Source organism: Streptococcus sp. 29892, assembly GCF_032594935.1.
Lineage (GTDB): Bacteria > Bacillota > Bacilli > Lactobacillales > Streptococcaceae > Streptococcus > Streptococcus hyiners.
Window position 1 is genome coordinate 280,046 of sequence record NZ_CP118734.1, and the last position, 26,518, is coordinate 306,563.

Annotated in this window: 23 protein-coding genes; 16 read left to right on the forward strand and 7 right to left on the reverse strand. The window is 43.9% G+C overall.

All coding sequences use genetic code 11. From position 1 onward, the window contains the following. Positions 1–38: 38 nt before the first annotated feature. The 4 genes from ilvD to PW220_RS01540 all read right to left on the reverse strand — a co-directional run bounded on the left by ilvD (position 39) and on the right by PW220_RS01540 (position 4,295). A complete protein-coding gene (ilvD, locus tag PW220_RS01525) occupies positions 39–1,757 on the reverse strand; it encodes a dihydroxy-acid dehydratase (RefSeq protein WP_248054958.1) in 1,719 nt (572 codons plus the stop codon). 160 nt (positions 1,758–1,917) lie between these two features. Continuing rightward, positions 1,918–2,340 carry a hypothetical protein gene (locus PW220_RS01530; RefSeq protein ID WP_248054957.1) on the reverse strand — a complete coding sequence of 141 codons (423 nt, stop codon included), beginning with the start codon at positions 2,338–2,340 and terminating at the stop codon, positions 1,918–1,920. Continuing rightward, complete coding sequence (locus PW220_RS01535) at positions 2,315–3,256, reverse strand: phosphodiester glycosidase family protein (protein ID WP_248054956.1); 942 nt, start codon at positions 3,254–3,256, stop codon at positions 2,315–2,317. The genes PW220_RS01530 and PW220_RS01535 overlap by 26 nt, the downstream gene beginning before the upstream one ends. After that, positions 3,243–4,295: a glycosyltransferase gene (locus PW220_RS01540; protein ID WP_248054955.1), complete on the reverse strand. Its 1,053-nt coding sequence runs from the start codon at positions 4,293–4,295 to the stop codon at positions 3,243–3,245. The genes PW220_RS01535 and PW220_RS01540 overlap by 14 nt, the downstream gene beginning before the upstream one ends. A gap of 226 nt (positions 4,296–4,521) precedes the next feature. Between PW220_RS01540 and PW220_RS01545 the strand changes: the two genes are divergently transcribed. The 6 genes from PW220_RS01545 to PW220_RS01570 all read left to right on the forward strand — a co-directional run bounded on the left by PW220_RS01545 (position 4,522) and on the right by PW220_RS01570 (position 10,891). Then, positions 4,522–6,225 carry an acetolactate synthase large subunit gene (locus tag PW220_RS01545; RefSeq protein ID WP_248054954.1) on the forward strand — a complete coding sequence of 568 codons (1,704 nt, stop codon included), beginning with the start codon at positions 4,522–4,524 and terminating at the stop codon, positions 6,223–6,225. After that, positions 6,218–6,694, forward strand: a complete 477-nt coding sequence (gene ilvN, locus PW220_RS01550) for an acetolactate synthase small subunit (RefSeq protein WP_105125208.1) — start codon at positions 6,218–6,220, stop codon at positions 6,692–6,694. The genes PW220_RS01545 and ilvN overlap by 8 nt, the downstream gene beginning before the upstream one ends. A 140-nt stretch (positions 6,695–6,834) precedes the next feature. Then, complete coding sequence (gene ilvC / locus PW220_RS01555) at positions 6,835–7,857, forward strand: ketol-acid reductoisomerase (protein WP_105125207.1); 1,023 nt, start codon at positions 6,835–6,837, stop codon at positions 7,855–7,857. A gap of 575 nt (positions 7,858–8,432) precedes the next feature. Next, positions 8,433–9,683, forward strand: a complete 1,251-nt coding sequence (ilvA, locus tag PW220_RS01560) for a threonine ammonia-lyase IlvA (protein WP_172091256.1) — start codon at positions 8,433–8,435, stop codon at positions 9,681–9,683. A 9-nt stretch (positions 9,684–9,692) separates the two neighbouring features. Then, positions 9,693–10,598: an SPFH domain-containing protein gene (locus PW220_RS01565; protein ID WP_248050480.1), complete on the forward strand. Its 906-nt coding sequence runs from the start codon at positions 9,693–9,695 to the stop codon at positions 10,596–10,598. Positions 10,599–10,681: 83 nt separating this feature from the next. Continuing rightward, positions 10,682–10,891: a capsule biosynthesis transcriptional regulator gene (locus PW220_RS01570; RefSeq protein ID WP_009910800.1), complete on the forward strand. Its 210-nt coding sequence runs from the start codon at positions 10,682–10,684 to the stop codon at positions 10,889–10,891. A gap of 102 nt (positions 10,892–10,993) precedes the next feature. Here the strand turns inward: PW220_RS01570 and PW220_RS01575 are convergent, their stop codons facing one another. After that, the gene (locus PW220_RS01575; RefSeq protein WP_248033052.1) at positions 10,994–11,737 is read right to left on the reverse strand and encodes an amino acid ABC transporter ATP-binding protein; all 744 of its coding nucleotides are present in this window, start codon (positions 11,735–11,737) and stop codon (positions 10,994–10,996) included. Further along, a complete protein-coding gene (locus PW220_RS01580) occupies positions 11,730–13,295 on the reverse strand; it encodes an ABC transporter substrate-binding protein/permease (RefSeq protein WP_248054953.1) in 1,566 nt (521 codons plus the stop codon). Before PW220_RS01580 ends, PW220_RS01575 begins: the two co-directional genes overlap by 8 nt. A gap of 127 nt (positions 13,296–13,422) precedes the next feature. Here PW220_RS01580 and PW220_RS01585 point away from each other — a divergent pair, with 127 nt between their 5' ends. The 8 genes from PW220_RS01585 (at position 13,423) to sufB (ending at position 21,627) form a co-directional block, all read left to right on the forward strand. After that, complete coding sequence (locus PW220_RS01585) at positions 13,423–14,259, forward strand: undecaprenyl-diphosphate phosphatase (protein WP_248054952.1); 837 nt, start codon at positions 13,423–13,425, stop codon at positions 14,257–14,259. 125 nt (positions 14,260–14,384) lie between these two features. Then, positions 14,385–15,107 (forward strand): adaptor protein MecA, encoded by a 723-nt coding sequence (gene mecA, locus PW220_RS01590; protein ID WP_172084504.1) that lies wholly within the window; start codon positions 14,385–14,387, stop codon positions 15,105–15,107. Further along, a complete protein-coding gene (locus PW220_RS01595) occupies positions 15,104–16,291 on the forward strand; it encodes a glycosyltransferase family 4 protein (RefSeq protein ID WP_172084501.1) in 1,188 nt (395 codons plus the stop codon). The genes mecA and PW220_RS01595 overlap by 4 nt, the downstream gene beginning before the upstream one ends. 79 nt (positions 16,292–16,370) lie before the next feature. Further along, a complete protein-coding gene (sufC, locus tag PW220_RS01600; protein WP_024376584.1) occupies positions 16,371–17,144 on the forward strand; it encodes a Fe-S cluster assembly ATPase SufC in 774 nt (257 codons plus the stop codon). Positions 17,145–17,160: 16 nt separating this feature from the next. Then, the gene (gene sufD / locus PW220_RS01605; RefSeq protein ID WP_248054951.1) at positions 17,161–18,423 is read left to right on the forward strand and encodes a Fe-S cluster assembly protein SufD; all 1,263 of its coding nucleotides are present in this window, start codon (positions 17,161–17,163) and stop codon (positions 18,421–18,423) included. Between the two features lie 3 nt (positions 18,424–18,426). Then, positions 18,427–19,650, forward strand: a complete 1,224-nt coding sequence (locus PW220_RS01610; protein ID WP_248054950.1) for a cysteine desulfurase — start codon at positions 18,427–18,429, stop codon at positions 19,648–19,650. Next, positions 19,637–20,077: a Fe-S cluster assembly sulfur transfer protein SufU gene (gene sufU / locus PW220_RS01615; RefSeq protein ID WP_248054949.1), complete on the forward strand. Its 441-nt coding sequence runs from the start codon at positions 19,637–19,639 to the stop codon at positions 20,075–20,077. Before PW220_RS01610 ends, sufU begins: the two co-directional genes overlap by 14 nt. A 134-nt stretch (positions 20,078–20,211) precedes the next feature. After that, positions 20,212–21,627, forward strand: a complete 1,416-nt coding sequence (sufB, locus tag PW220_RS01620) for a Fe-S cluster assembly protein SufB (RefSeq protein ID WP_248054948.1) — start codon at positions 20,212–20,214, stop codon at positions 21,625–21,627. A 424-nt stretch (positions 21,628–22,051) separates the two neighbouring features. Here sufB and pbp3 read toward each other — a convergent pair whose 3' ends face one another. Then, the gene (pbp3, locus tag PW220_RS01625) at positions 22,052–23,293 is read right to left on the reverse strand and encodes a D-alanyl-D-alanine carboxypeptidase PBP3 (RefSeq protein ID WP_248054947.1); all 1,242 of its coding nucleotides are present in this window, start codon (positions 23,291–23,293) and stop codon (positions 22,052–22,054) included. 211 nt (positions 23,294–23,504) lie between these two features. Here pbp3 and PW220_RS01630 point away from each other — a divergent pair, with 211 nt between their 5' ends. Beyond that, positions 23,505–25,295: an oligopeptide ABC transporter substrate-binding protein gene (locus PW220_RS01630; protein WP_248054946.1), complete on the forward strand. Its 1,791-nt coding sequence runs from the start codon at positions 23,505–23,507 to the stop codon at positions 25,293–25,295. A 223-nt stretch (positions 25,296–25,518) separates the two neighbouring features. Continuing rightward, on the forward strand, positions 25,519–26,517 hold the full coding sequence (locus tag PW220_RS01635) for an ABC transporter ATP-binding protein (protein WP_248054945.1): 999 nt from the start codon (positions 25,519–25,521) through the stop codon (positions 26,515–26,517). Position 26,518 lies beyond the last annotated feature (1 nt).

Genomic DNA, 26,518 nt, shown 5'->3' on the forward strand with positions numbered 1-26,518 from the left:
TTGTGAAAACCCTGTCGCAGTGCCAGGGTTTTGTAATGTTATGATTGTTTCCCACTGCGTTCTGGTCTCCAGAAGTCGGTAACAGCTCCTTTAGAGGCAGAAGATACAGTGTGGGCATATTTGCCGAGAACGCCACGAGAGTAAAGCGGTGGAATGACCGTCGTTTTCTTGCGTTCTTCAATTTCTTGGTCAGAAACGTGCATGGTGATTTCTTTGGTATCCTGGTCAACCGTCACCAAATCTCCTGTGCGGAGGTAGGCGATTGGACCGCCGTCCTGGGCTTCAGGAGCGATGTGACCAACAACCAGACCATAAGTACCACCAGAGAATCGACCGTCTGTCAGAAGGGCTACCTTGTCGCCTTGGCCTTTGCCGACAATCATAGAAGAAAGGGACAGCATTTCAGGCATACCTGGACCACCTTTTGGTCCAACATAGCGGACAACAACCACATCGCCATCGACGATATTGTCAGAAAGAACAGCCTCGATAGCCTCTTCTTCAGAATCAAAGACTTTGGCTGGACCAGTATGGTTACGGACTTTCACACCGGAAACCTTGGCAACGGCACCTTCAGGAGCAAGGTTACCTTTGAGGATGATGAGTGGGCCATCTGCACGTTTTGGATTTTCAAGTGGCATGATGACATCTTGACCTGGTGTTAAATCTGCAAAGTTTTCCAAGTTTTCAGCAACGGTTTTACCTGTACAGGTGATGCGGTCACCATGGAGGAAGCCGTTTTTGAGCAAGTATTTCATAACCGCAGGGACACCGCCGACATTGTAGAGATCTTGGAAAACATATTTTCCAGATGGTTTTAAGTCTGCCAAGTGGGGCACGCGTTCTTGGAAATCATTGAAATCTTCCAAGGTCAAGTCAACGTTGGCAGCATGGGCAATGGCTAGTAAGTGCAGAGTAGCGTTGGTTGAGCCACCGAGTGCCATGGTAACAGTGATAGCATCTTCAAAGGCTTCGCGAGTCATAATGTCAGACGGCTTGATGCCCAGTTCTAACATGCGGACAACGGCACGACCAGCTTCTTCAATGTCCGCTTTTTTCTCGGGAGATTCAGCAGGGTGAGAGGAAGAGCCAGGAATAGACATACCCATTACCTCAATGGCAGTAGCCATGGTATTGGCAGTGTACATACCGCCGCAGCCACCAGGTCCAGGGCAAGCGTTACACTCGATTTGACGGACTTCTTCGGCCGTCAAGTCGCCATTGTTCCATTTTCCGATTCCCTCAAAGACTGAAACAAGGTCGATATCTTTACCGTTGAGATTTCCTGGTGCAATGGTTCCGCCATAGGCAAATACAGCAGGGATGTCCATGTTGGCGATGGCAATCATGGAACCAGGCATGTTCTTATCACAGCCTCCGATAGCAACAAAGGCATCGACGTTATGACCGCCCATAGCCGCTTCAATAGAGTCAGCGATAATATCACGGGAAGTCAAGGAGAAACGCATACCAGGAGTTCCCATGGCAATCCCGTCTGCAACGGTGATGGTGCCGTATTGAACAGGCCAGCCCCCTGCCTCTTTGACGCCTTCTTTGGCTAGTTTTCCAAAGTCATGCAGGTGGATGTTACAGGGTGTATTTTCTGCCCAGGTCGAAATAACCCCGACAATCGGTTTTTCAAAACTGTCGTCGGTCATGCCTGTGGCACGCAACATAGCACGGTTGGGTGATTTGACCATCGAATCGTAAACAGAGCTACGGTGACGGAGGTTTTTGAGTGTATCTTTATCTGTCATTTCTCTTCTCCCTATCTTTCTGGTGATTAGTTTCCTTATTATACCATAGTTATGAGGGATATGAAAAAGGATTTGTTAAATGATGTGAAATTTCTGAATTTTACAAAAAATAAAACAAAACAGCCTTGGATGTTTTAAAGGCTGTTCTAGTTTGTTCTTGTTACTGAGTAGTTGCTCGGAGCTGTGCTTTCTTATTTCCGGTAAAGAAGAGGCTAACCAAGGCAAGAACTAAGAATCCTGCACCGATAAACCAATAGGGTTGGTCCAAGGTGGTTGAACGACCAGACAGGTTGATGATACCACGGAGCAGGAAGCCTGCTGTAATGGTGGCAACACCTGAATTCCAGAGATTAAAAGTCAGTCGTGATAAGTTTGGCTTTAGAGTGAGCATACCAAGTAGCAAGGCTCCGCCAATCAGGGTCACACAGAACATATAATGCATGAAGAATGAAACCTCGCCATAACTAAGGCTTTCGTAGATACGGCTGAAGATAAAGAGGAAGGCTGTTGTAGCCAAGTAGGTAATGAAGGTGCGTGCAGTACGCGTAGATGTTTGATTAGTAACCGATGTAGACAATGTCACTTACCGCCCTTTCTGAGATAGTATTTCCGTTTGTTGTTGGATTGTTGATGACTTGGCCGTTGAAGTAGAGGGTTGATGAACCGCCACCGTCAAGGTTATAGGCTGTTTTGGCACCATACTGCTTCATAACCTCGGCCATTTGATAGAGAGAAAGTCCTTGACTTTCAGAGGTACGTCCGTCTGCGACTACGATGATGTAGTGGTTTTCATCAATAATTCCGATAGCAGAACGAGGATTGGATGACTTGGCACGACCAACTTCTGTTGATGTATCAACGACAATTTCACCATTCTCTACCAATGATGGACCGAATGCTAAGAGGTTGACGACACCCTTGTCAATCAATTCTTGAGCAGTAATTTCATTTTCATAGATGATTTCAAATGAGCCGTCGGCGTAGATAGCCAAGTCGCCGTAAGCTGCATTGTCACGAACAGTGTCACGGTAGAGGACTCCGTTTTTAATGACATAACCAGTTGAGTTGGCGCCGTAATAGTCACCGTTGACTGCTAGGATAGCATTGTTTGCAGCGGCGGTTTCAGAAGTTTTGGCCGTTACGTTGGTACCGTAGGTATTTTGAGCTAGAGCTGTCTTTAGATACTCTGGAGAGTTGACCTGGATATCAGCCACATAGACAGTTGTGTTGTTGGTAGTGATAGTTTCTAAGTTAACTTGGATATTATCATCAGAGTAAGATGTATCTGTTGTCGTCACGTTGGTAGCTGTTGAGGCAGTGGTGGCTGATGAAGTGGTCGTTTCTGCTGTCGGTTGACTACTTGTAGTAGTGCTGTTTGCCGCGACGGTGGAAATAGCTTCAGACAGGACAAAGGTTTTCAACATAGAGTAGGAAAATCCACTCGTTAGCAGCATTCCAAAGATGGTGGCGTAGGCAAAGGGTTTTTTAAGCAATTTCATGGGAAAATGATTTCCTTTCTTTAAAGATGATATTTTTTTGAATGAGCCAAGAGGCTAGGAAGAGGAAGACTCCGACCACAAGTTTGACAAGGTAGAGGTTAAGTCCAAGAATTTGATGGAAAAGATAAAGAAGAGCTGTATCAGCTAGGAAGAGAATGAGAGCTAGAGTAAAGTAGCCAGCACCTGTTCGTGCGACGCTTTCTTTGTTTTTAAAGACTAATTTCTTATTGAGGACAAAATTACAGCTAGCACTGCAGATGCGAGCAATGGTGTTAGCAGCTAACAAGCGTGCAGCAGTTGGTAGTCCGGTCAGCACTAACAATACTAAGGCGTAGATACCATAGTCGACTAGGAAACCACCGAAGGAAGCCAAGGCAAATTTGAAGAGATTTTTGTAAATGAGTAGTCCATCTTTTATGGGACGAAAGTGCGAACTGGCATTATCATCGATATAAATAGTTTGAATGGGAACTTCCGTGATTTTATAGCGTTGACATGCCTGAGTTAACATGTTCATCTCGTACTCATAGCGGTCGCCGTCAATTTCTAACATGAATGGAATTAAGTCGGTATGAAAACCACGCAAGCCTGTTTGTGTATCGGATACATTGACACCGGTTTGTAGTCGGAACAAGACTCTGGTTAGTTTGTTTCCGAAACGGCTACGGAGCGGAATATCTTTGGTAAATTGACGAACACCAAGGATGAGGCGACTGGGTAGGTTCATGGCTGCGCGTGCGACACGGTCTATATCATTCACAGCATGTTGACCATCTGCATCAGCGGTAACAACGACACCAGGCTTTCTCAAATCTTGGATAAAGCTAAAGGCTGTCCGCAAGGCTTGTCCTTTTCCTTTGTTGATATCATGGTGGAGAACAATGGCATAGGTTTTGGCGATTTCAAGAATATTTCTTGCTTGGTCTGTACTACCATCATCTACAACAATGACCTGGCAGTTTAGTCTATTTTTCATAACTTCTAAGAGTTGAATCAATTTTTCATCTGGCTGATAAGCCGGTATCACTACATAATACATATCATAAACCTCGTCTGTTTTTCTTGATGAGTCTACTATACGGGACTTTCCTAAAAGCAAGCTAAAACCAGAGGGGGCTTGCGATTAGCTTAAGTTTGCTTTAAGAATTTTTTTGGGAATTTTTAAGAATCCGAACAAATGTAGGAATTTTCAGAAAGTTTTCTTGACATTCCAATTCCTTGTGATATTATAGTAGATAACACACTTGCAGAGAGGAGGAATATTCGTGCAAGAATTCCAATTAGACCAACCACGTTCAGGGTCTTATCTAATCTTAGACACCTTGCATCAACTGGGGGTTGACCTAATTTTTGGTTATCCAGGTGGCGCAGTTTTGCCGTTATACGATGCTATTTATCAGTATGAGGGTATCCAACATATTTTGGCGCGACATGAACAAGGGGCAGTTCACGAGGCAGAAGGTTATGCCAAATCATCAGGAAAGGTGGGCGTAGCCATTGTCACATCTGGTCCAGGCGCAACGAATGCCATTACAGGTATTGCGGATGCTATGGGTGATAGCGTACCCTTGTTGGTCTTTACAGGTCAAGTAGCTACACGGGGGATTGGTAAAGATGCCTTCCAAGAGGCCGATGTCTTGGGTATGACCATGCCCATTACTAAATATAATTATCAGATTCGAGATACTGCCGATATTCCTCGTGTCATTACAGAGGCACTTCATATCGCGACGACTGGCCGCCCTGGTCCGGTTGTCATTGACGTTCCAAAAGATATTCAAGAGAGAATAGTTGATTTTTATCACGATCCAACTGTTCAACTCCCAAGTTATCAACCGACAGTTGAGCCAAATGGTTTACAGGTCAAGAAAGTATTGAAACAGCTTAGTCAGTCCAAGCAGCCAGTTATCCTTGCTGGTGGAGGAGTTAACTACGCGGATGCTAATCAGGAACTGATTGCCTTTGCAGAACGCTATCGGGTCCCTGTTGTGTCTACCTTACTTGGTTTGGGAGCTATGCCTATCCATCATGAATTAGCATTAGGTATGGGTGGCATGCATGGTTCCTACGCAGCCAATATGGCCATGAATGATGCAGATTACATTATCAATATCGGTGCCCGTTTTGACGACCGATTGACAGGTAATCCTCTCACCTATGCACCCAATGCCTTAGTTGCCCATATTGATATCGACCCAGCTGAAATTGGTAAGGTTAAGAAAACAGCCATTCCTGTCGTGGGAGATGCCAAGGCAACTCTGCAAGCTCTTCTCAAGCTGGACCCAGTAGAAACAGATTACGCTGACTGGACTGCTCAGGTCTTAGAAAATAAACGCAGAGCACCGTTCTGGTATGAGGAAGATAAAACTGTCATCAAACCGCAACAAGCGATTGAGATAATTGGTCAGTTGACAAAGGGTGACGCCATCGTCGTAACGGATGTTGGTCAACACCAGATGTGGGCTGCTCAATTCTATCCATATAAGCATGCCCGCCAGTTGGTGACATCAGGTGGCATGGGAACCATGGGCTTCGGTATTCCAGCAGCTATTGGTGCCAAGTTAGCCAATCCAGACAGGGAAGTTGTCTGCTTTGTTGGGGACGGTGGTTTCCAGATGACCAACCAGGAATTAGCCATTCTCAACGGCTATGGTGTACCGATTAAGGTGGTTCTGATTAACAACCACTCGCTCGGCATGGTCCGTCAGTGGCAGGAGTCCTTCTATGACAAACGTCGTAGCCAGTCTGTCTTTGATGCGGAGCCAAATTTCCAGCTGCTAGCGGAAGCCTACGGAATTGCCCATTACAGTTTTGACAATCCAGTCACCCTGGCTGAAGATATGAAAGTTATTTTGGAAGACAAGCCTATGTTGATTGAAGTGCATATTTCCAAAGCAGAACACGTTCAACCAATGGTGCCAGCTGGCAAGAGCAATGCAGAGATGTTGGGGGTGAAGTTCAATGCGTAGAATGTTAACAGCAAAATTACGAAATTCATCAGGCGTCCTCAACCGCTTTACAGGTGTCCTATCTCGTAGGCAAATCAATATTGAGTCCATATCTGTTGGTCCGACAGAAGTAGATGGCATTTCCCGAGTTACAGTGATTGTCGATGTGGCAACCATGGACGAAGTGGAGCAAATCATCAAGCAACTCAATCGCTTGATTGATGTGGTCCGTGTCCGCGATTTGACGGATATTCCACACTTGGAACGGGAAGTGATCTTGGTTAAGATTGTTGCTCCACCAGCTAAACGGGCAGAAATTTTAGCCATTATCCAACCTTTCCGGGCCAGCGTTGTTGATGTGGCCCCCCATTCCATTACCATTCAGATGACCGGTGACGGAGATAAGATTGATGCCCTCCTGCGCGTCATTCAGCCTTATGGTATCAAGAATATCGCTAGGACGGGAGCAACTGGTTTCAGTAGAGATTAATGCTCTTCGAAAACAAACACTATACTGCGTTGAGCTGGCTTGATGAACTCTAGTTCTATCCTCGCCTTCCTCGCCCAGTCTAGCGTTCAATTTCTTTGAGTATCCAAACTACAAATAAAAAATAGAAATGAGAAAAGATTATGACAGTAGCAATGCAATATGAAAAAGATGTAACAGTAGCAGCACTTGACGGCAAGCGTATCGCCGTTATCGGTTATGGTTCACAAGGCCATGCCCATGCGCAAAACTTGCGTGATACAGGGCACGATGTTATCATCGGTGTGCGTGCTGGTAAGTCATTTGACAAGGCTAAAGAAGACGGTTTTGAAACCTTTGAAGTAGCAGAGGCTGCTAAGCAAGCTGATGTTATCATGATTTTGGCTCCAGATGAAATCCAGGCTGACCTTTACAATGACGAAATCGCTCCAAACTTGGAAGCAGGAAATGCCCTTGGTTTCGCTCATGGTTTCAACGTTCACTTTGAATTTATCAAGGTACCAGCAGATGTGGATGTCTTCATGTGTGCACCAAAAGGTCCAGGTCACTTGGTGCGCCGTACCTTTGAAGAAGGCTTTGGTGTACCAGCCCTTTACGCAGTTTACCAAGATGCAACTGGTAATGCCAAGCACATCGCTATGGACTGGGCAAAAGGCGTTGGTTCGGCTCGTGTAGGTCTTTTGGAAACAACCTTCAAGGAAGAAACAGAAGAAGACTTGTTTGGTGAGCAAGCAGTTCTCTGCGGTGGCTTGACAGCCCTTATGCAAGCTGGTTTTGAAGTTTTGACAGAAGCTGGCTATGCACCAGAATTGGCTTATTTCGAAGTGCTCCATGAAATGAAACTCATCGTTGACCTTGTTTACGAGGGTGGTTTCAAGAAAATGCGCCAGTCTATTTCAAACACTGCTGAATTCGGTGACTATGTATCAGGTCCACGCGTGATTACAGACCAAGTGAAAGAAAACATGAAAGCAGTTCTTGCGGATATCCAGTCAGGTAAATTCGCAAATGACTTTGTAAACGACTACAAGGCTGGTCGTCCACGCATGGAAGCTTACCGCAAAGAAGCAGAAGGACTTGAAATCGAAAAAGTCGGAGCAGAACTCCGCAAAGCAATGCCATTCGTCAGCCGCAACGACGACGATTCGTTCAAGATTTATAACTAAAACAGTCCAGTGGACTGTTTTAGCCCTCGCCTAAAAACGAGAAAGCGAGGCAGTTGAAGTGGAGTGAAAGAGTCTGGGGATAGACTCTTTCAGCTGGTCGCCTAGAAATGTGAGAGCGACCATACGCCCTCGCCTGAAAACGAGAAAGCGAGGCAAGTCCGGGGGTCTAATTGACACTTGTTGTCGCAAGCTTTATCTCCAATCTATAGCAGTTCCCCTAGAAATAGGTGGTTGGAAAAGCTTTTGCTTCCCTATCCTATTTTGAAGTTAGGGAGTTTTGGAAAAGTTTAGTAGACAAGACATATTAAAGAGCTGGTGGGGCCAGCTCTTTTGACCGTCTATTTATGTTATAGTCCTTCAATAGATAATATTTGCTTTCTTCGGATCCCTGTGTCTAAGTGTAACTCGATCCATCATTAGAGAGGTTACTTTGACCCACTCAAGGAAGAATACTATAGCTAAAAAGTTCGGCATTTGACCTAAATATATAATATTATTTTAAATATGCGTATAATTGTTAGTATTATTTTGAAAATACTGGTACAATATGATTATAGAAAGAAATTAGTGCAAATATGATTACAGCAAAAAATGTAGAGCAGGCCTACGAAGTCTTAAAAAGAGTTGTCGTTCGAACGCCATTAGATTACAGTCGCTACTTATCAGAAAAGTACGGAGCCACCATCTATATCAAGCGTGAGAATGAGCAACGCGTTCGTTCATTTAAAATACGAGGAGCCTACTATGCCATTTCTCAATTATCCGATGAAAAAAAGGCGCTAGGTGTGGTCTGTGCTTCTGCCGGCAACCATGCCCAAGGTGTTGCCTATACTTGTCAAGAAATGCAGATACCAGCAACCATCTTTATGCCTATTACAACACCACAGCAAAAGATTGGACAGGTTCGTTTCTTTGGCGGTGACTATGTAGATATTCGTTTAGTGGGTGATACTTTTGATGAATCTGCTCAGGCAGCACAGGATTATACTACGGAGAGTGGCAAGACCTTTATCGATCCCTTTGACGATGACCATGTTCAGGCGGGTCAAGGAACGGTTGCTTATGAAATAATAGAAGAAGCCCAGGAACAGACCATTAGTTTTGATCAAATCCTCGTGCCAGTGGGAGGCGGCGGTTTGATTGCAGGTGTGTCTGCCTACCTCAAAGAACACGCGCCTGAAATCAAGATTATCGGCGTTGAAGCTAACGGGGCTCGTTCTATGAAGGCAGCCTTTGATAAGGGACGTCCTATCAAATTGGCGAGCATTGATAAGTTTGCGGATGGGATTGCCGTTCAAAAGGTTGGTGCTAGAACTTATGAAGTGGCTCGCAAGCATGTCGATAAGTTGGTTGGTGTTGATGAGGGTTGGATTTCAGGTACCATTTTGGACCTCTATTCAAAACTCGGGATTGTAGCTGAGCCAGCAGGTGCAGCGACTGTGGCAGCTTTAGAAGTCATCAAAGATAAGATTAAGGGGCAGACTATCTGCTGTATTATTTCAGGTGGCAATAATGACATTAACCGTATGCCGGAGATGGAAGAGCGTGCCCTTATTTATGAAGGGATTAAACATTACTTTGTAGTGAATTTCCCGCAACGACCGGGTGCCTTGCGTGAATTTGTAAATGATATTTTAGGTCCAAATGATGATATTACTCGCTTTGAGTACATCAAACGTGCCAATAAAGGTACAGGTCCAGTCTTGATCGGGATCGCCCTGGGCAATAAGGAAGACTACGTCCAATTCCTTTCTCGCTTAGAAGATTTCGATCCTCAGTATATCAATCTTCATGAGAATGATTCTCTCTATAAGATGCTTGTTTAGGAGGAAATGATGGCTCTTGGTTCAATTATTTTTATCATTAGTTTCTTATTTGTTGTATTGCTTACCTTGGTTTTGGTTGTGTCGGGGCTATATGTGGTCAAACAGCAGACAGTTGCCATTGTAGAGCGGTTTGGGAAGTACCAAAAGACTTCTACCTCTGGTATTAACTTTAAAATCCCCTTTGGTGTAGATGTGATTGCGGCCCGTATCCAATTACGGATGCTACAGAGTGAGATTGTGGTAGAAACCAAAACACAGGACAATGTCTTCGTGACTATGAATGTGGCTACGCAGTATCGTGTCAATGAAAATAATGTCACAGATGCCTACTACAAACTCATGCATCCAGAGGCTCAGATTAAATCCTATATTGAAGATGCCTTGCGGTCATCAGTTCCGAAGTTGACCTTGGATGAACTCTTCGAGAAGAAAGATGAAATAGCCCTTGAAGTACAAAAGCAGGTGGCGGAAGAAATGTCGACCTACGGTTATGTTATTGTCAAGACCTTGATTACCAAGGTTGAGCCAGATGCCGAGGTTAAGCAATCAATGAATGAAATCAACGCAGCTCAGCGGAAACGGGTTGCGGCCCAAGAATTGGCAGAAGCCGATAAGATTAAAATAGTCACTGCTGCTGAAGCAGAAGCTGAAAAAGACCGCCTACACGGTGTGGGGATTGCCCAACAAAGGAAGGCAATTGTAGACGGACTAGCAGACTCTATTCGTGAACTGAAAGAGTCTAACATCAGCATGACAGAAGAGCAGATTATGTCTATCTTATTGACCAACCAATACTTGGATACATTAAATAATTTTGCGCAAGGAGGTAATCAAACAATCTTTTTACCAGCTAATGCTGGCGGAGTGGAGGATGTACGTACACAAATATTGTCTGCTCTCCAGGTTAAAAATTGAGTAAAATCCGAACATTTTACTTGACAATTCAAGGCAATTTGTATTATACTAAATTGCACGAATAAATTGGAAAGGGGTTCCTAATGACTAGTTACGAAAAAGTTGCCGCTGTTGTCGGCTGGGTACGCGAAAAGAAAATCACTGGCTACCGTATCAGCAAGGAAACAAATGCTCGTGAGATGTCAGTTATCGCTCTTGCACAAGGACGCGCTAAAATTGACAACATTTCATTTGCGACTGCCTTGGGGTTGATTGACTTTTACGACAAAAACCACAAGAAATTTGAAAACTAATCTAAATCTTAGTATTTAGACAATTTGATGAGAAGACGTCAGGTCTTCTCTTTTTTGTTACAAAAAAACTTACCAGCAGGTGAATGCTGGTAAGTGAGGTGTTTATCCAAGGAAACGTTGCAGGAATTCGCGGGTGCGTTCTTCTTGTGGGTTTTCAAAGATTTGTTGAGGTGTGCCTTCTTCGGCGATGACACCCTTATCCATGAAGATAACACGATCAGAAACATCGCGGGCAAATTCCATTTCGTGAGTAACAATCACCATGGTTAGACCAGACTTGGCCAAATCCTGCATGGTTTTGAGTACTTCACCGACCATTTCTGGGTCTAGAGCAGAAGTTGGTTCATCAAAGAGAATAACTTCGGGATCTACAGACAGAGCACGGGCAATGGCAACACGCTGTTTTTGACCACCAGAGAGTTGGCTTGGTTTGGCCTGCCAGTATTGCTCAGTCATACCGACCTTGTTGAGGTTTTCTTTGGCGATTTTCTCAGCCTCTGCACGATCGCGTTTCAATACAGTGGTTTGTGCTACGATGGCATTTTCCAAGACATTGAGGTTGTTAAAGAGGTTGAAGGACTGGAAAACCATGCCTAGTTTTTCGCGATAGGTGGTCAAATCATAGCCTTTGGCCAAGACGTCTTGACCGTGGTAGAGGATTTGTCCTTCGGTTGGTGTTTCCAAGAGGTTGATGGAACGGAGGAAGGTTGATTTTCCAGACCCCGAAGAACCGATGATGGAAATCACTTCCCCTTTTTCAACTGTCACAGAAATGTCCTTTAGGACCTGGTTTTGTCCATAGGATTTCTTTAGGTTTTTAATTTCAAGAATTACATTATTAGTCATGAGGCACCTCGATTTGCATTTGGTTGGCACCAGTTGTATAGGTGTCTGTGTCAAAGCGTTTTTCAACTGCGCGCAAGATGCGGGTCACAGTGAAGGTCAAGATAAAGTAAATGATGGCAATGACGGTAAAGGTTTGGAAGTACTGGTAGGTTTGTGTCGCCACAGTATTTCCTGAGAAGTACAATTCCACAACGGAGATAACGTTCAATACAGATGTATCCTTGATGTTGATGACAAACTCGTTACCAGTTGCTGGCAAGATATTGCGGATAACCTGCGGAAGAACAATCTTGCGCATGGTTTGGTTGTGGGTAAAGCCAAGAGCTGTTGCAGCTTCAAATTGTCCCTTATCAACGGCGAAGATACCACCGCGGACAATTTCACTCATGTAGGCACCGGTATTGATGGATACGATGAAGATGGCAGCCAGGGTGCGGTCAAGGTTAAGACCGAAGGCTTGGGCAGTACCGTAGTAGATAACCATAGATTGTACAATCATTGGCGTGCCACGGAACACTTCGATATAGATATTGATCAACCAACCGAGAACTTTTTGACCGATAGCAAGAGCCTTGTTGGCTGCTTTTGGAGCGGTACGGAAGACACCAATTAGAAGACCAATAAGGGTACCGATGACAGTTCCTAAGATAGAAATCAGCAAGGTCATTCCAGTGCCACGAAGTAATTGTTGCCAGTTGTTAACGATGATATTCCACACTTGTGCAAAGAAGCTTGGTGTTTCCCCTTCGCTGGCTTCTTCAACAGGCTGGTTTTCAATCATATTGTCCATAAGTGCAATTTGGTCGTTCTCCGAAAGAGTAGCTAGTACTTCATTGACCTGGCTGATGCGAGCATCGTCTTTACGCATACCGACAGCAATAGTCACGTCCTCAGCATTGGTTTCAAAATTATCCGTTAATTCGACCATCTTGAATGCCTTGTTGGCTGCTTCGGCTGTACGACCTTCTGGACGCTCCGAAACGTAGGCATCAATAATACCAGCTTCTAGTGCTTGACGGATTTGAGAGAAATCTCCCATGGCAGTTTGTTTGTCTGCTCCTTGGATTTGGTCGATTAAGTCGTAGAGGTAGACACCTTGCTGGGCAGTGATTTTTGCCCCAGCAAATTCAGCCAAACTAGTCGCCTTAGCATACTGGCTGTCTGAGCGAACAACCAAGGTTGGAATAGATGTATAGTAGCTGTCTGAGAAAGCAATTTCTTTCTTACGTTCTTCGGTTGGGCTCATACCAGCGATAATCATGTCAATCTTGCCAGAAGTAAGGGCAGGAACCAGACCTTCCCACTTGGTTTTAACAACTAGCAACTCTTTATCCATAGATGCTGCGATTTTTTTTGCAATCTGGACATCGTAACCGTTGGCAAATTGGTTGGTTCCTTCAATCGGAACTGCTCCGTTACTGTTATCCTCTTGGGTCCAGTTAAATGGAGCGTAGGCTGCTTCCATTCCTACCCGGAGGTATTCATCTGCTTTAACACCGGTTGCCATGGAAAAAACAGCAATCAGTGTTAGCAGAAATATACTAAGTTTATGTTTCATAATGTCTCCTTAATAAATAATATTATTCCATTTTATTAAAAATTCTGACAAATTTCAATCTCCTTGTACCATGAAAGGAAGTTTTTTTTATGGTATAATAATAAGACTTGATATAAAGGAGTGTAGTATGTTACTCGAATTATTAAAAGCTGTTTTTTTAGGGATTGTTGAAGGGGTGACAGAGTGGTTGCCTGTTTCTTCAACAGGGCATTTGATTTTGGTTCAAGAGTTTATGAAGCTCAACCAAAGTGCTAGTTTTGTAGAAATGTTCAATATCGTCATCCAGTTGGGAGCCATCCTTGCTGTTATGACCATCTATTTCAAAAAATTAAACCCCTTCCAGCCGGGTAAAACCAAGCGTGAGATTCAGTTGACCTGGCAATTGTGGGCAAAGGTTGTCATAGCCTGCCTGCCTTCTATTCTAATAGCTGTTCCATTGGATAGTTGGTTTGAAGCCCATTTTAACTTTATGGTGCCCATTGCCATTGCCTTGATTGTTTATGGTATTGCCTTTATCTGGATTGAAAATCGTAATCGGGATGTAGAGCCACAGGTGACAGATTTGGCTAAAATGTCTTATAAGACGGCCTTCTTAATCGGTTGCTTTCAGGTTTTGAGTATTGTTCCAGGAACTAGTCGTTCTGGTGCGACTATTCTAGGTGCGATTATCCTGGGGACTAGTCGGACAGTTGCTGCTGACTTTACCTTTTTCCTTGGAATCCCGACCATGTTTGGTTATAGTGGTCTAAAGGCGGTCAAGTATTTCTTGGATGGAAACAGTTTAAACCTGGAGCAAGGTCTCATTCTCTTGGTTGCCAGTCTGACAGCCTATCTTGTTTCCTTGGTGGTGATTCGCTTCTTGACGGACTTTGTTAAGAAAAATGATTTCACCGTATTTGGCTACTATCGCATTATCTTGGGAGCGATTCTGCTAGTCTATTCCTTTATCACATTTTTATTTTAAGAGCAGGGGGACCTGCTTTTCTTTTGTCTTTCAAGCGGTCATTTAGTATAATGGAAAGAGATATGTATGAGAATTGAAAATGAATGGTAAATTTTTCGAGAGCTGTTCATCAATAAGAGGTAAGTATGAAAGTAAAACAAATTAGTGATTCAACCTTGAAAATCACTATTCAAATGGATGATTTGGAAGAGAGAGGGATGGAATTGGCCGACTTCTTAATTCCACAAGAAAAGACAGAGGATTTTTTCTATACAGTTTTGGATGAATTAGAGTTGCCCTTAACCTTCCGTGAAAGTGGTATGCTTAGTTTTCGTGTGACTCCTAAGCCAGATCGGGTGGATATTTTTGTGACCAAGTCGGACTTGGATCAGAATTTGAATTTTGACGAGTTCGCAGATTTGTCTGATTTAGGGGATGTTTCAAGCATGAGTCCAGATGAGTTTTTTAAGAGCTTGGAGCAGACAGTTCGGGAAAGAAGTAGCAAAGATATGGATGCGGTTCGTCATTTGGAAGAAGTTGAAAAAGCTGAAGAAGCTGAGGAGAGCGAGTCAGAAGGCTACATCTACTATATCCTTGATTTTCCTAACATGGATGAACTGATGGCTTTTGTAGGAACAGTAGATTACCCTATCGAAGAGTCAGAGCTCTATAAGATGGACGGTCATTACTATATGACTGTCTTGATCAATATCGAGGAACGTTCTAAGCGTTACCCGGACTATCTTTTGGCGCGTATGTTGGAATTTGCCAATGATACTAAGTTGACTAGACCTGTCTTACAGGAACATGGGGTGACCCTCTTGCCAGTTGCAGCCCTAGAGGAACTTAGGAAGGTTTCCTTGCTATGATGCCTTTTGCTTTAAAATATATAATGGTCATCATTTCGACCATGGTTGTAGCAGCGATAGCAACTCCTTTGGTGCGTTTTCTATCCTTCAAGGTTGGAGCAGTGGATAATCCAAACGCGCGTAGAATCAACAAGGTGCCCATGCCATCGGCTGGAGGCTTGGCTATCTTCATAGCTTTTGCCTTGGCTGCCCTGGTCTTTTTGCCGAGAATTGTCACCCATGTTAATTATCATGGAACCTACCTGCACTATATTTTGCCCTTGATTGTATCCTCGCTTATTATCATCATTACAGGCTATATTGATGATGTGAAGGAGTTGGGTCCAGCTCCAAAGATGTTTGGAATTGTTCTTGCAGCAACCCTGATCTGGTTTTTTACGGAATTCCATTTTGATAGCTTCAAGATCCCATTCGGTGGGCCCTTACTCATTTTTCCAAGCTGGTTATCCTTCTTTTTAACTGTCTTGTGGATTGTGGCTATTACTAATGCGGTCAACTTGATTGATGGTCTGGATGGTTTGGTGTCAGGCGTGTCTATCATTTCATTGACGACTATGGGAATTGTTTCCTACTTTTTCTTACATGATAGCAATATCTTTTTGACCCTGACTATTTTTATTCTGGTAGCGGCTATTATAGGCTTTCTACCTTATAATTATAATCCAGCTATTATTTATCTGGGAGATACCGGAGCTCTCTTTATTGGTTTCATGATTGGAGTTTTGTCACTCCAAGGATTGAAAAATTCAACAGCAGTTGCGGTAGTTACCCCCATGATTATCTTGGGGGTTCCAATTACAGATACGGTTGTAGCCATCATCCGTCGAAAATTGTCTGGAAAAAAAATTTCAGAGGCGGATAAGATGCATCTACACCATCGTTTGCTATCTTTGGGCTTGACTCATCGTGGTACAGTTTTAGTTATCTATGCCATTTCCTTCCTATTTTCTTTAACCTCGCTCTTGCTCAATGTTTCCAGTCGTCTAGGCGGTGTTCTCTTGGTTCTAACCATGGGTCTGGGTGTAGAGGTCTTATGTGAGTTGATAGGTATTTTTGGTGAAAATCGCATGCCCCTACTCAATCTCCTTCGATTCATTGGAAATAGTAGTTATCGCCAAGAACGCATAGCGGATTGCAAGGAAAAGCGCTGTCTTCGTAAGCAACAAGCCAAGAAAAGAAAATAAGAATCTTTCTAAACAAGAAGAGAGCCCTTAGGCTCTTTTTTTGATATAATGAGAAAGATAATAAATAAAGGAGTATACGATGTCAGTATTAGAAATCAAAGACCTTCATGTTGAAATCGAAGGTAAAGAAATCCTCAAAGGTGTCAATTTGACCCTCAAAACAGGTGAAATTGCAGCCATCATGGGACCAAACGGAACAGGCAAGTCCACCCTTTCCGCAGCTATCATGGGTAATCCAAGCTACGAAGTAACACAAGGGGAAGTTCTCTTTGACGGTGTTAATATTTTGGAGTTGGAAGTGGACGAGCGTGCTCGTATGGGACTCTTCTTGGCCATGCAATATCCATCAGAAATCCCGGGTATTACTAATGCAGAGTTCCTCCGTGCTGCTATGAATGCTGGCAAGGAAGATGAAGACAAGATTTCTGTCCGCGATTTCATCACCAAGTTGGATGAAAAGATGGAACTCCTCAACATGAAAGAGGAAATGGCAGAGCGTTACCTCAACGAAGGCTTCTCAGGTGGTGAGAAAAAACGCAATGAAATTCTCCAGTTGCTCATGTTAGAGCCAACTTTCGCTCTTCTTGACGAGATTGACTCAGGTTTGGATATTGATGCCCTTAAAGTTGTATCAAAAGGTATCAATGCTATGCGTGGTGAAGGTTTTGGTGCCATGATTATCACCCACTACCAACGCTTGCTCAACTACATCACTCCTGATGTTGTCCATGTCATGATGGAAGGCCGTGTCGTGCTTTCAGGCGGACCAGAATTGGCACAACGCTTGGAAAAAGAAGGTTATGTCCAAGTCGCAGCTGAGCTTGGCATCGACTACAAAGAAGATGACATTTAAGTCTTTGGAGGAAGCTATGACCAAAGAAAAGATTAAAGAATTTTCAGCCTTGCAGGCAGAACCAACTTGGTTGACAGACCTGCGTCTTAAGGCTTTTGACAAAATAGCAGAGCTGGACTTGCCAGTTATCGAGCGGGTCAAGTTTCACCGTTGGAATCTAGGTGATGGAAGCCTTGCTACAAATGATGAAATCGGAGCTGTTCCAGATTTTACAGCTATCGGTGACAATCCTATGTTGGTCCAGGTTGGCAGCCAAACTGTTCTAGAACAACTGCCCGCTGACCTAGTAGAAAAAGGTGTAGTCTTTACGGACTTTGCTTCAGCTCTAGATGTCATTCCTGATGTCATTGAGAAATACCTCGGTGTAGCAGTTCCATTTGATGAACACAAATTGGCAGCCTACAATACAGCCTATTTCAACGCAACCGCGGTTCTCTATGTTCCTGACAACGTTGAAATTGACCAGCCAGTTGAGGCACTTTTCTACCAAGATAGCACTAGCCCGATTGCCTTTAACAAACGTGTTCTAATCATCGCTGGGAAAAATGCCAAGTTTAATTACCTAGAACGTTTTGAAAGTCTTGGTGATGGAGCAGAAGCGACTTCAGCCAATATTATGGTGGAAGTGATTGCTCTTGCTGGTAGCCAAATCAAGTTTGCAGCCATTGACCGCCTTGGCAAGCACTTGGATACCTACCTCAACCGCCGTGGTTATCTTGGAAACGATGCAACGATTGATTGGGCGATTGGTCTTCTCAACGAAGGAAATGTGATTGCCGATTTGGACAGCGAATTAAAAGGAAATGGTAGCCATGCCAACCTCAAGGTTGTTGGTCTTTCATCAGGCCGTCAGGTCCAAGGTGTGGATACGCGCGTGACTAACTACGGTCATAATTCTGTCGGTCACATCCTGCAACATGGGGTTATCCTCGAAAGTGGAACACTGACCTTTAACGGTATCGGTCACATTGTCCGTGGTGCCAAGGGTGCAGATGCCCAGCAGGAAAGCCGTGTTCTCATGCTATCCGATAAGGCACGTTCGGATGCCAATCCAATCCTCCTCATCGATGAGAATGAGGTTACAGCTGGTCACGCAGCCTCTATCGGACAGGTTGACCCAGAGGATATGTACTATCTCATGAGTCGCGGTTTGGACCGTGCAACAGCTGAACGCTTGGTTGTTCGTGGCTTCCTTGGTGCCGTCATCACAGAAATCCCTGTCAAGGAAGTCCGTGACGAGCTGATTGCCGTCATTGAAGAAAAACTAACAAAGAGATAAGATATGGATTTGGAACGCATTCGCAAGGATTTTCCAATCCTAGACCAAGTTGTTAACGACGAGCCGCTGGTCTATTTGGACAATGCGGCGACCACTCAAAAACCGCAGCAAGTATTAGATGTGTTGGCAGATTATTACCAGAAGGACAATGCCAATGTCCACCGTGGCGTTCACACCCTTTCGGAACGAGCAACGGCTCGCTACGAGGCGGCTCGGCAGAAGGTGGCTGATTTTATCCAGGCCAAGTCTAGCAAGGAAATCCTCTTCACCAGAGGAACGACCACTGGTCTTAACTGGGTAGCTCAGTTTGCCAGAGAAATTCTCCAGCCAGACCAGGAAGTGATTATCTCGGTCCAAGAGCACCACTCCAATATCATCCCTTGGCAGCAAGCCTGTCAGCAAACAGGTGCCAAGCTCCGCTATGTCCCTCTAAAAGACGGCGAGTTGGATGTGGCTAGCCTCAAGTCCATGCTCTCTGAAAAGACCAAGTTGGTCTCTCTAGCTCATGTGTCCAATGTCCTGGGCAGTGTGGCTCCTATTGGGGAAATAGCAGAGCTGGTGCATGCAGTAGGTGCCTACTTGGTGGTGGACGGAGCACAGTCAGTTCCCCACATGGCCGTCAACGTGCAAGAATTAGACGTGGATTTCTATGCCTTTTCAGGCCATAAAATGTTGGGACCGACAGGAATTGGCGTTCTCTACGGCAAGGAAGAATTGCTCAATCTCATGTCGCCTGTTGAATTCGGCGGTGAGATGATTGACTTTGTCTATGAGCAGTCAGCCACTTGGAAGGAATTACCTTGGAAGTTTGAGGCAGGAACGCCCAATATTGCAGGTGCCATTGGGCTGGGAGCAGCCATTGATTACCTGACCGAAATTGGTATGGACGCTATCCAGGCCCACGAGGCAGAGTTGGTCAATTATGTCTTTCCAAAAATGCAGGCTATTCCAGGCTTGACCATTTATGGTAGTCAGGACCTGTCCAAGCGGACGGGAGTTATTGCCTTTAACTTGGACGACTTGCATCCACACGATGTGGCAACTGCTCTGGACTATGAAGGTGTTGCTGTGCGGGCTGGCCACCATTGTGCCCAACCGCTTCTCAGATATTTGCAGGTACCAGCTACCGTTCGGGCAAGTTTTTACATCTACAATACCAAGGCTGACTGTGATAAGTTGGTCGAGGCAATTATCAAGACAAAGGAGTTTTTCAATGGCCCTATCTAGATTAGATTCTCTGTATATGGCAGTTGTATCTGAACACTCCAAGTCACCTCGTCACCGCGGAAGTTTGGATGGAGTGGAAAAGTTGGAACTCCACAACCCAACCTGTGGCGATGTGATTGAATTATCGGTCAAGTTTGAAAATGGCTTGGTATCTGACATAGCCTTTGATGGTGTTGGTTGTACCATTTCAACCGCCTCGGCTTCCATGATGACTGAAGCAGTCCTTGGAAAAGAAATCAGTCAGGTTCAAGAACTAGCAGAAATCTTCTCACAAATGGTCCAAGGGCAAGAGGACACACGCCAGAAGGAACTGGGAGATGCCTCCCTCCTTGCAGGTGTCGCCAAATTCCCCCAACGAATCAAATGTGCCACATTACCGTGGAATGCCTTAAAGAAGACGATCGAACGAAATGAAAGTGCTGAATGAGCATGAACAAATAAATAAAATGAAAATCATACAGAAAGGATTGTTCAGTTTCTGATTGGAATTGAACAGGCCCAGCAAGCTTTGAGGAAAGCGTAACAGCATTCTCATACTTTTTGGGCTTAGTATCTTATATTATGTCAGAAGAAAGAATTGAACCAACCCCGATTGATCTTGGGGAATACAAATTCGGTTTCCATGATGAAAATGTGGAACTGGTGGCTTCGACTGGTAAGGGTTTGAGCGAAGATGTCATTCGTCAAATGTCCCGTATCAAAGGCGAGCCTGAATGGATGTTGGAATTCCGTTTGAAATCCTACGAAACCTTCAAGAAAATGCCGATGCAGACTTGGGGAGCTGACCTGTCTGAACTGGATTTTGATGACATTGTTTACTATCAAAAACCGTCGGATAAGCCAGCGCGTAGCTGGGATGATGTACCGGACAAAATCAAGGAAACCTTTGAACGCATCGGTATTCCAGAAGCTGAGCGTGCTTACCTGGCAGGAGCCTCTGCCCAGTACGAATCAGAAGTGGTCTACCACAACATGAAGGAAGAGTACGATAAGCACGGCATTATCTTTACAGATACCGACACGGCCCTCAAGGAACATCCAGAACTCTTCAAAAAATACTTTGGAAAACTTGTTCCGCCATCAGACAATAAACTAGCTGCCCTCAACTCAGCGGTTTGGTCAGGTGGAACCTTCATCTACGTACCAAAAGGTGTTAAATTAGATATTCCGCTTCAGACCTATTTCCGTATCAACAACGAAGGAACAGGTCAGTTTGAACGCACCCTCATCATCGTGGATGAAGGAGCAAGTGTTCACTATGTAGAAGGCTGTACCGCTCCGACCTATTCAACGGCCAGCCTCCACGCAGCGATTGTAGAAATCATTGCCCACGAGGGTGCTTATATGCGTTATACGACCATTCAAAACTGGTCCGATAACGTCTACAACTTGGTAACCAAGCGTGCCCGTGCCGAGAAAAATGCCACAGTTGAGTGGATTGACGGCAACCTTGGTGCCAAAACGACCATGAAATATCCAGCGGTTTACCTAGAAGGCGAAGGGGCACGTGGAACCATGTTGTCCATTGCCTTTGCCAATAAAGGTCAAGTCCAGGATACCGGTGCTAAGATGATTCACAACGCCCCACGCACTTCATCTTCTATCGTATCCAAATCTATAGCCCGTGGCGGTGGGGAAGTCAACTACCGTGGACAAGTGACCTTTGCCAAAAACTCAGCCAAGTCAATCAGCCACATTGAATGTGACACCATTATCATGGATGATATTTCCAAATCAGATACCATTCCATTTAATGAAATCCACAACTCGCAGGTGGCCCTCGAACACGAAGCTAAAGTATCAAAAATCTCAGAAGAACAACTCTACTACCTCATGAGCCGTGGCTTATCCGAATCCGAAGCTACAGAGATGATTGTCATGGGCTTTGTTGAACCATTCACCAAAGAACTCCCAATGGAATACGCAGTCGAACTCAACAGACTGATTGCCTATGAGATGGAGGGGAGCGTGGGTTAAGGTAACAATTCGGGGAATTGTTACCTTCCACGCTCGTCGTTTTCTGTAAGAAAATGATGTGTAGTGAGGAGTTCCACAGGAACTCTCTCCAACCGAGGTGGGTGATGAGAAGTAGGGAATACTACAAATGCCAACGCTCATTGGAAATAGAGAGCGACGGTAGTCGCTCTTCTTTATGCTCTTATAAAAATCCTATTCCTTCCACGCTCGTCATTTTCTGTCAGGAACTTTCACCAACTCCCACCAACTCACTCTCCAACCGAGGTTGGAAATAGGGAGTGATGGCAGTCGTTCTACTATGTAAATTTAGTAAACTAGTCTGGGAGATTAGATTACCTCACTGATTTCGCTCCTTGCAGGAACTCTACAAGCCTATAACATAAAAATACTATGCCGAGTGCTTATCCGGCATAGTATTTTTGTATTATAATTTCTCGTTCACATATCGAACGAAGTTATTCCACCAGGAAACTGGCCAAGGAGCTTTTTTCATATCATTCGGGAGGACCATTTCCACACTGGCTTGCTCTCCAATATAACCTTTTCCAATCAAGTCTTGGTCTTTTAATTGTAGTTTTCCAACAATGCTACCAGCAGTTAAGGGTGCATCGATTTCATTTGTAGTAGGGCTAAAGTTTGCAGACGCAGTCAATTCTGTCTGGTTGCGCTGAACGACGTATAAGTCTGCAGCAGCAACGACGGGACTGGTTTCCTTTTCCCCGTTAAAGACCTTAATTTTACTATTGTTGTAGGCTTTTCCTTTTTCGGCAATTGCAACCCGTGAAAAATTGGCATAGACATAGTTCATCAAATCATTGGTTGCAACAAAACGATTATCAGGCATAGCCAAACCGTCCGTGGCATTGAGGACTACTGTAATGATACGCATACCAGCTTGTTGGGTTGTGGCCAAGAAACCTGAACCAGCAGAGTTTGAAGTCCCTGTTTTTAAACCATCCACTCCCCCACGAGCATGGGTTCCGTCACTCAGCATTTGGTTGGTGCTATAGTAGGTATAGCCACCAAAGTCATAGGCGTTGAGTGAGGTAATCTCTAGGACTTGCGGATAGTCAAGGATGAGCCGACGTGCAATAATAGCCATATCGAGTGCTGAAAAGTGATTGGCATCTTCAGGACTGGAACCAGGATAGATATTCCCTCCTAAATCAGCATTATCTAATCCAGAAACGTTAACGATTTTAGCATCTGTAATGCCCCATTCCTGGACCTTTGTTTTCATTCGGTCCACAAATGCAGCTTCGCTACCCGCTATTTTTTCAGCCAGAGCAATGATGGCGCTGTTAGATGAAGTGATGAGAGAGGCATTCAATAGATCACGGACAGAATAAGTGCGCTCATCCAAATTCACGTTACTGAGTTCGATATTGGCAGTCAAGCTATAGGAGTAGTCTGAAATGTCCACCATGGTATCCAAGTTGATTTCTCCTTTTTCCAAGGCTTCGTAGACCATATAGACACTTAAGAGCTTACTGATGGAGGCGACACTGGCTTTGGTTTCAGCATCTTGTTGAAAAAGGATTTTTCCTGAATCAACCTCAACCGCGATAGCGTGTTTAGCTGCTACCGAGAAATCGTCCGCTAGGACAGCGGGGCCTCCGATAAGAAAACTAAAGGTTGCCAATAATAGAAGTATTAACTTACGCATAAACATTCCTTTATCTGATATTTCTTCCATTATATCACATGGATTGTAAGAAAAATAAGGAAAAAACATGAAAAATGATAGAAAATAATGAAAATTTATGTTTTTACAAAATTTTCTGACAAAAAGACTTTATTTAAGAAAATTTTATGATATAATGAATTTTATAAGGCATACAATTATGTGTCAAACAAAAAGAAAACAGAGGTGTTTTATGAAAAAGACAACAAAACTCTTTGCACTTGCAGGTGTAACTCTTCTTTCTGCATCTGTACTTGCTGCTTGTGGTTCTAAATCATCAAGCTCAACAGAACAAAACTTGTCATTCCCGTCAGAAGTGAAACAAGACGGAACTGCTGTGGCTGATGCACAGTTGAAATACGCTTGGGTGTCGCCGACAACTTCATCAGGTCTTTTGATTGATGAATTGACTGAGAATACAACAGACTCAACTTTTGGTGGAATGGTCGATATCTCAATGTTCGGTTATGATGGAAATCGTAAATTGGACGATTCAGGTCTTGCTAAGGCTGAATTTGATATCGAAAACAAAAAAATCACTGTTAGCTTGACAGGTAAAGACTACAAGTGGTCTGATGGTCAGCCATTCACAATCAATGATTACATCTTCACAATCAAGTCATTGGCAAGCAAAGACTACACAGGTGTGCGTTTTGATGATAAATTCTTGAACATCGTGGGTATGGAAGAATTTGTGGCTGGAACAGCATCAGATATTTCTGGTATCAAGAAAGTTGACGACTACACAGTAGAATTGACAGTGAAAGAAATGTCACCTTCTATGATGTATGCTGGCGGTGATGTACCTGCCTATATCCAACCAGAACACATCTACAAAGATATTCCTGTGGCTGATTGGGAAAAGAGCGAGTACTCACGTACTGCTAAACTTGTAGGTATGGGTCCATGGAAGATTAAAGAAATTGTTAACGGTGAGTCTATCACTTACGTTCCAAACGAACACTTCTTCAAGGGAACAACTCCAAAAACAAGCTCATTGAAGATTGATATCGTTTCACCTGATACAATCGTTTCTGAGATGAAGGCTGGTAACTACGATATCGCTGATATGCCAGTTGACCAATTGGATTCATACAAAGACTTGTCTAACTTGAACATCGTTGGTTCACTTAACTCATCTTACGAATACATCTCATTTAACTTTGGTAAATATGACGAGGCTGCTGAGAAGAACGTCATGAATGAAAATGCTAAGATGAATGATGTGAAACTTCGTCAAGCGATTGCCTATGCAATTGATACCAAGACTGCTGGTGAGAAATTGTATAACGGCTTGTACCACCCAGCAAACTCATTGATTATCTCATTCTTTGGCGAACTTCATGATTCTGAATTGGCAGGCTATACATACGATCCAGAAAAAGCTAAGAAACTCTTGGATGAAGCTGGCTACAAGGATACAAACGGTGACGGCATTCGTGAAGGTAAAGACGGTAAAGAATTCAAAATCACTTTCGCAGCTCGTAAACGTACAGAAGCGAACGAAGCACTCGTACAACAATACATTGCTTGGTGGAAAGAAGTTGGCTTGAATGTTGAATTGTACACTGGCCGTACTGTTGAAGTAAATACTTTCTACGATGCAATTCAAGCAAATGACCCTGCAATTGATATGTATGCTGGTGGATGGTCAACAGGTTACGATCCAAATCCTAACGGACTTTGGGGAGAACTTGCTCCATTCAACATGTCACGTTTCGTATCTGAAGAAAACACTAAATTGTTGGATGCAATCGGCTCAGTAGAATCATTTGATGAGAAGAAAAACCTTGAAAGCTACAAGGCATGGCAAAAGTATGCTGCTGAACAAGCATTTGCTATCCCAACATTTGAATCTGAAGAAATTACAGCACTTAACAAACGTGTGAAGAACTACGATTCTAACTACGGTTCAGCTTCAGGCAAAGGTATTGCGCTTGAAAATATCGAATTGACAGCTGACAAAGGTGTAGCAGCAGAATAATCCTATTTCATCCAAATAGTATCTGAAAAAGCCAACTTGGTTGGCTTTTTTCAGATGGCTATTGGAATTTTCAGATAATTATGGTATAGTAGAACCAGTACACAAAAAAAGAGTAATTTACTTTTTAATATATGAATTGGTTAGTCAAAGACTGGATGATGTTGATATTATAGAGTTCGAAATGATTGAGCTTGATTAGCCGATAGACAAAGGAGGACGAAGCGTGGCTACTGAAAAACCGCTTTTAGATATTAAAGATTTACACGTCGGATTCCGTATTGCTGATGATTATTTTGATGCTGTTGATGGCGTTGATATTTCATTGCAGAAGAATGAGATTCTTGCAATCGTTGGAGAATCAGGATGTGGTAAATCTACTTTGGCAACGACCATTATGGGCTTGCACAATCCATTAAATACCAAAATCACAGGAAGTATCCAGTACAATGATATGGAGTTAATTGGGATGGATGAAACCAAGTACAATACTGTACGCGGAAATGACATTGGGATGATTTTTCAAGATCCCTTGGCTTCCCTCAACCCCTTGATGACCATTGGAGCGCAGATTGATGAAGCCCTCTTCTATCACACGGACTTGGATGCGACTGCTCGTACGGAGCGTGTTTTGGAGTTGTTGGCTCAGGTTGGTATTCCAAATCCTAAGCGGACTTTTAAACAGTATCCACATGAATTGTCAGGTGGTATGCGTCAGCGTATCGTTATTGCCATGGCCCTTTCTTGTAAGCCACCAATCATTATTGCCGATGAGCCTACAACAGCCTTGGATGTGACCATCCAGGCACAGATTTTGGACCTCTTGAATGATATTCAGGCGGAAACGGGTTCTGGTATTATTTTGATTACCCACGACTTGGGTGTAGTGGCAGAAACGGCTGATCGTGTAGCCGTTATGTATGGTGGTCAGTTTGTTGAGGTGGCTCCTGTTGAGGAACTCTTTACCAATCCAAAACATCCATATACACGTTCGCTCTTGAAGTCAAATCCGCAATCAGGTGGCGAAGGTGGGGATCTTCACGTTATCGAAGGTATCGTACCACCGATTACCAAAATGTTGCGTCAAGGTTGCCGTTTTGCACCACGTATTCCTTGGATTGAAGCAAGTGCTCACGAGGAAAATCCAGGTATGCACGAAGTAGGACCAAATCACTTTGTGCGTTGTACTTGTCACGAAACATTCTATTTTGAAGAGGAGGCCTAAA